Source organism: Flavobacterium sp. MDT1-60 (assembly GCF_014844035.1).
Lineage (GTDB): Bacteria > Bacteroidota > Bacteroidia > Flavobacteriales > Flavobacteriaceae > Flavobacterium.
This window is the reverse complement of sequence record NZ_CP062159.1, coordinates 3,135,545-3,148,380: the sequence shown is the minus strand read 5'-3', so window position 1 is coordinate 3,148,380 and position 12,836 is coordinate 3,135,545. Positions and strand designations below refer to the sequence as shown.

4 protein-coding genes are annotated in these 12,836 nt (G+C 34.0%); all 4 read right to left on the bottom strand.

Annotated features, from left to right (window positions below; translation table 11 throughout):
- Positions 1–9: 9 nt before the first annotated feature.
- Positions 10–3,018, bottom strand: coding sequence for a TonB-dependent receptor (locus IHE43_RS13045; protein WP_192184286.1), 3,009 nt, complete (start codon positions 3,016–3,018; stop codon positions 10–12).
- A 653-nt stretch (positions 3,019–3,671) separates the two neighbouring features.
- Positions 3,672–7,790 (bottom strand): hybrid sensor histidine kinase/response regulator transcription factor, encoded by a 4,119-nt coding sequence (locus IHE43_RS13040; RefSeq protein WP_192184285.1) that lies wholly within the window; start codon positions 7,788–7,790, stop codon positions 3,672–3,674.
- 244 nt (positions 7,791–8,034) lie between these two features.
- The gene (locus IHE43_RS13035; RefSeq protein ID WP_192184284.1) at positions 8,035–9,978 is read right to left on the bottom strand and encodes a glycoside hydrolase family 97 protein; all 1,944 of its coding nucleotides are present in this window, start codon (positions 9,976–9,978) and stop codon (positions 8,035–8,037) included.
- Between the two features lie 98 nt (positions 9,979–10,076).
- Positions 10,077–12,794 carry an alpha/beta hydrolase-fold protein gene (locus IHE43_RS13030; RefSeq protein WP_192184283.1) on the bottom strand — a complete coding sequence of 906 codons (2,718 nt, stop codon included), beginning with the start codon at positions 12,792–12,794 and terminating at the stop codon, positions 10,077–10,079.
- Between the last annotated feature and the right edge of the window lie 42 nt (positions 12,795–12,836).

The following is a 12,836-nucleotide window of genomic DNA, read 5'->3' as shown; positions in this document are numbered from 1 at the left end:
TTTTATAAATTAAAATGTAACATCAAGTCCAAAAATTACTGATTTTGGTTGTGGATATCTTCCTATATCAATTCCGGCAGAATTTGCGTTAGCATCTACACGTGCAACTTCAGGATCTAAACCAGAATAATCTGTAATTGTAACAAGATTTTGCGCACTTACATAGAATCTTATGTGTGAAAAATAGTTACTGAACGTATCTCCTGAAAAGGTGTATCCTATAGTAACATTTTTTAATCTCGTGTAAGAACCATCTTCAACATATCGCTGACTTGCTGAAGACCAGTTTTGACTTGCACCAAGCGCTCTTGGCAATGTAGCAGATGGATTAGTAACCACTCCGTTTACAACAATTGATCTGTCCTGAACTTCTGTACTGGCGTTAAACAAACGTGACATAGCTTGTAAATCAAACTTATTCGCGTTAAAAACATCATTGCCCTGAACTCCGGTTATAAAGCAGTTAAAATCGAATTTCTTATACGCTGCCGTAAGGTTTAAACCATAGGTGAAATCAGGATACGGATTTCCGATATTTGTTTTATCATCTGAGTTGATTACCTGATCACCATTACGATCAACAAATCTAATATCACCAGGCTGTACAGTAGTCTGACCTGCCCCTAAAGCTGCAGTTACTTCTGCCTGATTTTGATAAATTCCGTTGGTTTGATACCCATAAAAATAGAATAATGGCTGACCTACTTCCAGTCGTGAGAAGTTCTCTAAACCTGCTCTTACTGCCGGACCACCTAACACACTAGTTACACCAGGAGCCAAAGCGGTTACTTCGTTTTTGCTTGTACCTAAATTAGCTACAGCTGACCATGTAAAATCTCCTTTTCTGTCATTGTATCCAAGTGATACTTCAAATCCGTGTACTTTCACATCGGCAATGTTCTGAATTTGAGTTCCTCCACCAGCTGAACCTACAGAAGCAGGAAGCGGCACTGCGAAAAGAATATCGCTACTTTTATTATTAAAATATTCGAAAGATCCTGTGAACTGTTCATCAAATAAACCAAAATCCAAACCAATGTTTCTGTCATTTTTAGACTCCCATTTCAAATCCGGATTTGCAGCTCTACCAGCAGTAACACCTGCTCCTGCAGCTCCATTAAACGGATAGGTATAATTTGCCGCTAAAGATGAACTGTATTGATAATCGTCTATTCTGTCATTACCTGTTGTTCCTGTACTCGCTCTAAGTTTCAAAGTGCTAAAAACAGAATCTGCCATAAAACTTTCTTTTGCAATATTCCAACCTACAGCAATCGAGTAGAAATTACCATAACGGTTATTAGACCCAAAGCGAGAAGAAGCATCTCTACGTCCTGAAACAGCCAGTAAGTATTTCTCATCATAATCATAGTTAATACGACCTATATAACCTAAGTTGTTGGCTTCAATGTTACTAGAACTTAAATTCGCATCCTGTAATCGCAACTGATCTATATCATTTGAAATATAGTAACGGCTGCTTGCTATTAAATTCTTGCTCTTATTCTCAATTTTAGTTATAACCCCTAATACTTCTAAATTATGTTTATCAGCAATAGTAGTTTTGTATGTTAAACTATTATCAAAAACGATGGTTTGTCCTTTAGAGTTTGTTTCAGCTGTTGAAGAATAGGCTTGTTTGTGAGCTGAACCATCTTCGTAACCAGGAATAAAAGTATGATCATCGCTTGTATAATAGTCTAGAGAAACTTGTGATCTGAATTTTAAGCCTTTATAAATTTGCAATTCACCGTAAATGTTTCCAATTATAGATAATCCATTAATTTTTTGATATCCTAAATTGGCAACACGAACCGGGTTTTCTGCATCTTGCCCATCAGCTGTAGAAGGCCCTTGGTAACCACCTACGTTATTTGCATTATAAACCGGTAAATAAGGTGCCATTTTAATAGCATGTTCCAATAATGTTCTTCCTCCTGAGGCGCGCTCCGGATTAGTTTCACTAAAAGACAATCCAATATTACTTCCTACGGTTAATTTACCTATGTTTTGAGTATTATTCGCTCTAAAAGAGTAACGTTCGAAACCGGTACTAATAACAGCTCCTTCTTGTTTTAAATATTCAGCAGAATAGCGGCTTGTAGAATTATCTGTACCGCTTGAAAAACTTAGATTGTAATCCTGCATTATGCCATCCTGAAAGATTTGGTCTTGCCAATTTGTATTTGTATTACCAAATTGAGCTGCTCTTGCCGTTAAATCACTTCCTAAAGCTTTAGCATACTGCAGATATTGTTGTGTATCTAAAACGTCGTATCTTTTAGTAATAGTTTGAAAACCCGCGTAAGTACTAAAGTTTAATTGACCAGGGCCTTTTTTTCCTTTTTTAGTAGTTACCATAATTACCCCGTTAAAAGCTTTCGAACCATATAAAGCCGTTGTTGAGGCATCTTTTAAAACTGACATTGATTCAATATCATTCGGACTTAATCCAGATAAATTACCTGTCAAAACTCCGTCGATAACATATAAAGGTGCACTATTTCCCATTGTAGCTAAACCACGAATACTAACAGTAGGACTTGAACCAGGTGCGCCATTTACAACAGTAACACCCGCTGCTCTACCTTGTAAGGCCGATTCTGCGTTAGTAATAGGAACTGCCGTAATATCTTTTGAACTTACTGTTGAAATTGCTCCGGTTACCTTAGATCTCTTTTGAGCACCGTAGGCCACAACAACTTCCTGTAAATTTTGTGCAGATTCTACTAATGTTACGTCAATTGTAGTACGAGTACCTACGGTAATAGTTTGTGTAACTAAGCCAACATAAGAATATATTATTTTATCTGTTGGATTAACTCCTTTTAAAGAGTATTTACCATCAAAATCTGTTGATGCACTATTTTTTGAACCTTCTACATTAACACTGGCACCAGGCAAAGGAAATCCTGCAGGATCAGTCACCACACCCTGTATGGTCTTTGATTGTGCCATCACATTCTGATAGCTTATCATTAGCAATGCGATTATTGCAAATTTTAATTTTAACATCATATTAATTGGTTTTTTGTTTAGTTTAAATAATTGTTTGGTTGTAAAGTTTTTTGCTATTTATGTATTGGAATAATTTAGTTTTTACACTATTTTTCTATCCTTTCAAATTTTAGAAAATCACGAATGCAGTATTTTCTAATTTTCTGTTTTCTCTAATCCTAAATTTTTTGGTGTTAATTTTTGATGATAAAAACATAGCTTTTCAATACACAAATGTGGTTTCATTTCATGTTCTAAATTGGTTTAAAATCGTTAATAAAGGTTTCGTGGTTATTTAAATATTACTATACCCAAAAATAGAATGTTAACATAAATTTCACATACTACATATGATGCAAAAACTATCAATTTTGTAGCACGATAGTTACAAAAACGAGTAAAACCAGTATTTTACACTTATTTACTATAAAAAATGAAATTTTGATATTGATAATAATGAAGCATAATTTTTCCGCTATTAAGAAATTAAAAGTCAATTAATATTTATTTAATAATTGCCAAAAAAAAGGATATCGTATATCTTATAATATTTTTAAAATTTAAAAGCAATTCTCTCTGTTTAGATATCCAGAATATCTCTCACTGATCTGATCTACTATTAAAACAAAAAAAAGACGGCATAAAGCCGTCTTAAAATAAATTTGTAAAAAATACTATCGTTTGTTGTGTGTTGGCAGATAGCCGTATTTATCTTTATAACATTTTGTAAAATACGAAGGAGAGCTAAAACCAACTTTATAACTAATTTCGGTTATATTATCATTACCTAATTCTATCAATTCTTTAGCTTTTTCTAAACGAACATTGCGAATAAATTCATTTACTGATACACCGGTTAGTGTTTTAATTTTTCGGTACAATTGGCTTCTGCTTAAAAATACTCTGGAGGCCAAATCTTCGACACTTAACTCAGGTTCGCTAATATTTTCATTAATGTAATGCAATACATTTTTTATAAAATCATTATCTAAAGTCGTTGTTTTCTCTTTCGCTTTTGGTGTAATTCCGTTATAGAATTTATTAAACATAATTTGTCTGCTATTGATCAATTGCACCAGACTGGATCTTAAAATATCCATATCAAAAGGTTTACTTAAGTACATATCTGCACCCGAATCAATTCCTTCTAATCTATCTTTAACTAATGCCTTTGCAGACAACATCATTAACGGAATATGACTGGTTTTTAAATCGGCTTTAATGCTTTTACACAATTCTAAACCACTCATAACAGGCATAATTACATCTGTTAAAATCAAATCAGGTAATTTCTGTAATGCTAATTCTAAACCAACCTGCCCATTCTCTGCAACCAGAACCTTATATTCTTTTTTGAGCTCGTTTTTCAAATAATTCCGCAGTTCTACATTGTCTTCCACAATCAGGATGGTATAAATTCGATCTTGTTTTTCCTGGTCATGCTCTAATTGAATTTCCTCTTTTTCTACAATTGGCGTAAAACTCATTTTTTTCTCCTTTTTGAATTCTTCAAGCAGAATTTCGCTTTCATTAAAGAATTCTTTTCCAACAGGAAATAGCAATTTAAAAGTGGTACCAACTCCTAATTCACTTTCTACTTCAATTATTCCTTTATGTAATTCTACAAATCCGCGAACCACTTCCAATCCAATTCCTGTACTTCCATAATAGGCTTTGTTTAAATTATTCACCTGATAGAAACGGTCAAAAATTTTCTTTATATCTTTTTTGTCTAATCCGGAACCGGTGTCTTCAACAATAACCTCAAATGAAGGATATGCAGTAGTTGAATCTATCAAAGGGAAATGAATCAATTCGTTGTAAACTACTATTTTTACTGTTATTTTGCCATTATCCGGAGTAACCTTGAAAGCATTTGAAACTACATTAAAAATAATTTTTTCGAACATTTTTGGATCTATCCAATCTTTTAATACTGTTTTATTAGTTTCAAACTGCAACTTAATTCCACGACTAAACGCTTCTTCATCAAAATAACTGACAATTTCTCTTGTAAAACTGACCACCTCGATTAGTTGTAATTGTAGTGTCATTTTATTAAACTGCAATTGGTTAAAATCCATTAACTCATTGATTAATCTAGAAAGTCTGTCAGAACTTTTTTGAATTGTCTGCAATTTATTCAATACACCCTCTGGTAAATTCGCGCTATAATTCTTAATTATATCTCCTAATGGATTTAAAATTAAAGTCAGCGGTGTTCTAAACTCGTGAGAGATATTGGTAAAGAATTGTAATTTTTTATTATTTAATTTTTCAATCTGAATCGCCTTTGTCTTTTCAAATTCTATCATTTGTTTTTGTTTAAAACGATTTTGATAATATTGATTGGCAAAATAAATGGCTGCTAATAGCAATAGCGTATAAAATAAATAAGCAAAAGATGTTTTCCACCAGGGCGGTAAAATTTCAATTTTTAATTCTAATGGTCTTTGGCTCCAAACTCCATTCTTTTCTGCTGCTTTAACCTTAAAAATATAGTTACCCGGCGCTAAGTTTGTATAAGTTGCCGAGCGCTTATTACCAACATAATTCCATGAATCCTCAAAGCCTTCTAAATAATAGGCAAATTCATTTCTCGCAGGAAAAGAATAATTAATTGCAATAAAATCAATGGTAAAAACAGACTGATCATGTCTCAGGATTATTTTTTTTGTTTGAGATATTACTTTTATTAAAGGCGAGTTTTTTTCAAGAGGTCCAACTGATTTATTAAAAAGTTTTAGATCTGTAAAATAAATGGGAAGCTGTTTTTTACTTTTAACCAAATTCGTAGGATTAAAATAGTTTAGGCCTTCGTAACTTCCAAAATATAGTACTCCATTTTCATCTTTCAGAACTGAATTGTTATTAAAATCATTTCCTAACAAACCGTCATATATAGAGTAATTAAAGGTCGTTTTGTTTTTTAAATCCAGTCGGGTAATTCCTTTCTTCCCACTTAGCCAAATACCCCCATCATTAGATTCGACAATAGATGAAAGTGACTTTTCATGAAGCCCTTTGAAATTTATATACCATTTTAGATTATCTGTTTTTTTATTGTAGCTGAATAGACCTGCGCCATCGGTACCAATCCAAATTTCTTTGTTCTTAGCCTCATATAAAGTATTGATAGTATGCGTACTTTTATGATTTTTGAGCTTTTCAGACATTTTATCACGAAAAGAAACCACCGAAAAAGTAACGAAATCTTTTGTAGTAACCTTGTACAAACCCGTTGTTGAACCTACCCAAACGGCATCATCTGAATCTACCATCACATTTCTGATGTCTAAATTCATCACATTATAGAATGGTTTGGAATTACAATGGTGAAATTGCCCATCTGAAGGAGTATAATAATGTAAACCTTTTGAAAAAGTTCCTATCCAAATTACACCTCTGGAATCTTCCGTAATACTCATAATATTATCTGAGGTTAGATTCGTGTTTTTTGTATTGTAATTAATAAAGCTTCTGCTTCCTTTCTTTAAAAGAAAAATCCCTTCATTCCAGCTGGATAACCAAATATTCTGTTTTTTATCAATAAATACTTTTGTGATATTGTCGTTTGTTAATCCGGAATAAAAACTATTATCGGATTTGGTAATATGTTTAAACTTTTTAGTTTTAAGATTATATACATCAACTCCTCCACCTTCCATAGAAATCCATAATTGCCCTTCATTGTCTTTTGCAATACCGGTAACACAATTGGTTTGTAAGGATTGGGAATTTCCAGGTAAACTTTCGATTATATTTACCTTGCTGTTTATTTTATCAAAAACACCTAAACCTTTGTTATAATAACCCAGCCAGATTCTACGCTCTTTATCCAGAAATAAAGACCAAACAGAATTTGAACTTAAGCTACGAATATCGAATTTGCTGTTTATATATTTTTTTTGAACAATACCCTGGTCGTTTACAATGATTAAGCCATCATTTTCTGTTGCACAAAGAATTGTTTTAGGATCTGTTGCCAATATTGACATAATCCTTTTTTTAGTAATCGGATAAGAAACAGCCTGTTTAGAATTTAGATTTACCTTAACCAGCCCTTTATATCCATTGCCAATCCACAAGTTTTGCTGGCTGTCCATAAACATAGAGACTATATTACCCGATAAAATTTGGTTATCGTTGCTGGCATTTACTTTTTTAACCTCGTTCTTTACCAGGTCTACTACTTTTAAACCAAAATTGGTACCCAGATAAATTGTTCCATTTTTATCCTTTACCAGGCTATTAATAAGGTAATTTGCCGGATTAGGAACATCTAGTTTTACCGAAGTTATTTCCCTTGTCTTAATATCTAGTTTTAGTAAACCTCCATTAAAAGTTCCTAGAAAAAGATTTCCATTATTGTCTTCAATAATACTCTTAACAGAAATTACGGCTTCTTTTTTTGCTTTTTTTTGAATGTCGATATTTTCAAATGTATTTAAATCTCGATTATAAAGACATAATCCCTCATCAGTTCCAATCCACAACCGGTTGTGTACATCTACATAAGTTGCATAAATTAGATTGCTATTGATAGAATTACTAACGTTGGAGTTTTGTTCGTAAGCGACATAATTTACTCCATCAAATTTATATAAGCCCGCACCATTTGTTCCAATCCACATGATCCCAAATTGATCCTGTGCAATGGTATAAATACCACTTTTTGAAGTCTCTTTATTTACTAAACGAAACTGATAGTTTTCAAATATATTTTGAGAAAACAAGTTATTTACTATAAAAAATAAAATGACAATAACTCTAAAACAATTTTTTGGGGACATATAAAATGATTAGTAAATTAAAATTAAATATATAATATTTAATTGAAAATCAAATAATTGTTTTTCAATTAAATACAACTTCAACTGTTTTTAAGCTCAAAAAACGTATCTTAATTTTTCAGAATTAACAAGCAGAAATTATAAAATTCTTGGGCATGTTCTATTTCATGGACTGTTCCAAATGGTTGTAAAACCATAAAATTAGTATTTTTCTAATGTTCCGGTTAGCACTAAAAAATTTCACTTAATTCAACAACAGCACTCCTCCATTGCAAGGGATTGTTATTTCAACTTCATTGTTATTTTTAAGCGTTATTGTTTTTATTTTTCCGTTTAAATCTTCATCATCAAAATAGTATCTTAATGCTGTACCGGAAGCTAACATAGGTAGTTTTAGTTTAACTTTTAAGGTTTCTTTTTGGGCATTAATCCCTGCTATATACCATTTGGTTCCCTTTCGACGTGCAAACACTACATATTTACCCGGATATCCTTCTAAAAAACGAACTTCATCCCAGGTTGTCGGCACTTCTTTCATGAAATCTATAGCCCAGGCAGGTGCATCCGTTAAGTTGTTGGGTGCCAATGCAAAATGCTGAACTCCACTCTGAAAAAGTACTGCAGTAGCCAAAGCAAAAACATCAGAAGTTCTTCGTTTCGAACCTTTATTGGGAATATTATCACTATTATAAAACTTATTTAAGGCGCTTCCGCCAAAATCCATGCTTCCGACCGTATTGCGAATAAAAGTATGTATCGAGGCATTCGTGGCTTCATTATCACAACTGGCTTGTCCGAAATGTAGATTTTCGCTGGCTAAAACGGCCTCACTGGCGGCATAATTTGGATACATTCGCTCCCAGCCTCTTGGTAATGTACAACCGTGAAAAATTACCAATATGCCAAAATCATTCGCATCTGTCAGGATATCTTCATATAATTTCATGGTTACTTGTTTGTCTCCTCCAAAAAAATCTACTTTGATCCCTTTTACACCAATACTTTTCATCCAGGCCATTTCCTTACGACGGATTATTGAATTGTCCATAATCCCTCTTGGTCCTTGAGGTGCATCATTCCAATACCCATTCGAATTATACCATAAATACAAACCAACACCTTTTCCCGCACCATATTGTGCCAGTTCCGCAATTTTATCTTTTCCTATCTGAGTATCCCAAAGTGCATCAATTAAGATCGTTTCATATCCCATTGCAGCACTAAAGTCTATGTATTGTTTTTGAACCGGAAAAGTAGTATTACCATCCATTTTCATGATCCAGCTCCAGGAACCTTTTGTATATTGGTAGGTTTGCGAGGCTTCGTATTTTGGTTTAACCAAATCAAAAGGAATAGTGGTTTCTACAATTGGGGCAAGGGTTTCTCCAAGAGTAATGGTTCGCCATGGCGTTTCACCAATAAGTGATAGTCCTGGCGTTGTAGTTCCGTTTCCATTATTTTCTCCCGGCATCGGAAATCCGATAGTATATAATCCTTTATCACCTCCAATTAATCTGCTGCCGCAATAACCACTGCCAACACCTGTTTCAGAAATTAAAACCCAGCCATTATTTTTTACTTTAAAAAGGCAAGGAAATGTATAACCTTCACCCATGCCATTTTTGCCCATTGGAGCATCTAATGTATACGAGGTTTCATAACTAGGAGCACTTCTGGCATACCCGGTCATGGGTTTACTTTGCGGACAAAGAAATGTTGTAGTTCCTTCAGGCAGTATAAAACCAGAAGCTTCTTCCTGCACAACACAGGACAGCACCTCCTTTTGCGGGTAGATTTTATATTTAAAAGCTACATTGTTATTGCTCACTCTAAATATCACATCAATGGCGGGTTTATTTTCTTTACTAAAAGAAAATACGGCTTCATTGGCCTCATAATGTACATTTCGCTGCTTGATATTAGGCAGCTCATAGGTTTCATCAATTTTATTTTGATTTACATCTGCTTTTAAAACTAATCCTGTTGTAAAATCACCAACACTCGTTTTCAAACCAAGCGGAGAATTTTCTAAGAATGTTTTTTCATTGTATGTAATACTATACAAAGGCATTCCATTAGAGACAGAAAGAGAAACTTTAAGTTTACCATCAGGGCTCTTTACGACTGATTGCGCACTTAATTTTAAAAAACCTAACAGACATAAACATAAAACATATTTAAAACTCATAACACACTTAGATTAATTACTTTTTTGTTTGTAACAGAATAGCTAATTTATTGAATTAAAACTTTAATAACTTTTAAAACTTTAGTGTCTGGATAATATTAATTAAATAACAACGGAGCGAACATAAATAAATCGTGTCTCCATACCGGCCAGTTATGACCTCCCGGATATTCGCTGTATTGATATTTAATGCCCATTTCGTCAAATTTGCTCATCATTATTTTACAATTTTCAAAAGCAATATCTTCCTTCCCTCCCATTGAAATCCAAAAAATTTTAATATTTGAATTAATAGTTGTGGCATTATTTTTCATAAACTCATATTGAGGTGCTGACAAAGCTGCATTGTTTGCCCACCAGCCGGAACTAAAAACACCTATGCTGGAAAACATATCTGAATTTTTAACACCTGCATACAAGGTCTGCAAGCCACCCATCGATAATCCGGCCAAAGCTCTGTTTTTAGCGTCTGTTGCTACTTTAAAATTACTTTCTACAAAAGGGATTGCGCCCATTTTTAATTCATTTTCAAAAGCTTTCAGTGCATTTTCATTAAACCCTGCAACTCCTCCGGTATTACCCATATTACCATCAAGCATGACGATCACCATAGATTTTGCTTTCTTTTCGGCTATTAAATTGTCTAAAATTAAACTGACCTTGCCCTGTGTAGCCCATCCGGTTTGATCTTCACCTCCTCCATGTAATAAATATAAAACAGGATATTTTTCGTTTGAATTTTCATAACCCGGTGGTGTGTAAACATACATTTCACGCCAGGAATTAGTGGCTTTTGAAAAGTATTTCTTAATTCTGATATCGCCATGAGGCACCGCTTTTAAGGCGTAAAAATCGCCTTCTTTATTCGGAATTTCAATACCGCTTGCCATCCGTCCCATACCATAAAACGTTTCGCTTGACGGATCTGCTACAGCCACACCGTCTATAAGTAAAGAGTAATAATTAAATCCTTTATTGATCACATCAGTAGTAACCGTCCATAATCCATCGGAATCTCTGACCATATCATACTTTCTGCCCAAATCAATTTGTACTTTAGAAGCTTCAGGAGCCCTAACTTTAAAAACGACGCGATTGTCAGGCAATATTTGCGGATACTTTGCATTACGGATATTCGTTTGAGCCGGATCTCCTAAAATGGTATATAATGGAAAACCTGACTGATCGACAGGCTTAAACAAAAACTGCGAAAACATATACAATCCATTTTTCCATACTTTAAAATCATGAACTCCTGGCTCGATGTAATAAATATGCGGTACATCATTTTTATACAAATAATCGTGAGTTCTTCTGCTATTTTCGATAAGCCAGTCGTTATCGCCACAGGAAATCCACAGCAGTTTTAATTTCTTTTTTGCTTCTTCAGGATTAGGAAGTAATTCTTCCGGCATTTTAGTATTTGGAGCCGCGGAGAAGGCGCCTACCCAGGCAAACTTATCCAGATTCCCTAATCCGAAATTCAGCGATTGTCCTCCTCCCATAGACAAACCCGCAATCGCACGATGTTCTCTGTCTTTATAAGTCGGATATTTTTTTTCAATAAAAGGAATTAAGTCATTCGGCAAATCTTTTTCAAATACAGCAAATGCCTGTACTTTATCCGGAGCCATTATATTTCCTGTAGCACTATCGTCTTTCATTGCTCTGCCGTTTGGCATCACAACAATCATCGGTTCAATTTTTCCTTCTGCATACAAATTATCTAAAATAACCTGCGGGTTTCCTCCATTGAGCCATTCTTTTTCATCGCCGCCTATTCCATGTAAAAGATACAGAACAGGATATTTTTTCTTTTTATTGAATCCGGGAGGTATATAAACAGTAGCTTTTCGGGTAGAACCTACAGTCTTAGATTCATAACTGATACTTTCTATTTTTCCCGATGGTATATTGGAATTTAACTGATCAAAACCAACGGGAGCCTGCACTCTTAAAGCCGATTTACCTTCTGAGAATTTATAGCCCAATAGGTAAAGCATTTTATCGGCATAACGTCTTCCCAATTCTCTGTAACCAACCGCATTGAAATGTAAAAAGTCAGGCTCAGCGGTGCATCCTTTGGATGAAATTACATAAGAATTAGGTATTGTCTTTGGCAGTGTCGCGATAATTTTATTCATGCTTGCGCATTTGCCATTTTGATCTTCATTTACGGTTTCTCCGGAAAGTAAGGGTACTTTTTTTGGATCCAGATTTAAATCTTTCATTAAATTATCGTACACAATTTTTACCTTTTGAGACCAAAGCGTATCATTGGTATTAGATTCTCCCTGATGCAGTAAAATACCTTTAATGACACCTTTTTTCTGTGCGATTTTTGCCATCTCTAAAAGTCGTGCATAAGGGTTATCATTGTATTCCTTAAGTATTCCTTTCATCCATTCAGGTGCTGTTGCAATATATTCTGCTGTCTTATCTTTATCAAAAAGTTCAATTCTACAACCACCAACGGCTACATTTATGATACCTACTTTTATATTTTTAGGCAAATTGGCCACCATATTTCTTCCAAAATAATCGACTGGTGTTAATCCCGTATTACAACGGCATAATGGTGGTATGGCGGTATACCAGTTTCCCATTGTACGTTTAATTTCAGGACAATTTACAGCCTCTAAAACCTGAAAACGCTCATCAATACCTACAATATCCTGAGGTTCTATTTTAGCATATCCTTCCATATTGGATTGTCCAAAACTCAAATAAACGTGAAAATCCTGATCTTGGGAATATCCTTTTTGCACTACTAAGAAAAGAATAGCAAATGCAAATGATCTAATTATTGATTTCATTATATACGTATTTTAAAGTCATTATTTTCTATGCTCTATTTT

Bases quoted from the DNA above. Each gene is read 5' to 3' on its own strand.
- IHE43_RS13045 (WP_192184286.1), bottom strand. From the start codon at position 3,018: ATGATGTTAAAATTAAAATTTGCAATAATCGCATTGCTAATGATAAGC.
- IHE43_RS13040 (WP_192184285.1), bottom strand. From the start codon at position 7,790: ATGTCCCCAAAAAATTGTTTTAGAGTTATTGTCATTTTATTTTTTATA.
- IHE43_RS13035 (WP_192184284.1), bottom strand. From the start codon at position 9,978: ATGAGTTTTAAATATGTTTTATGTTTATGTCTGTTAGGTTTTTTAAAA.
- IHE43_RS13030 (WP_192184283.1), bottom strand. From the start codon at position 12,794: ATGAAATCAATAATTAGATCATTTGCATTTGCTATTCTTTTCTTAGTA.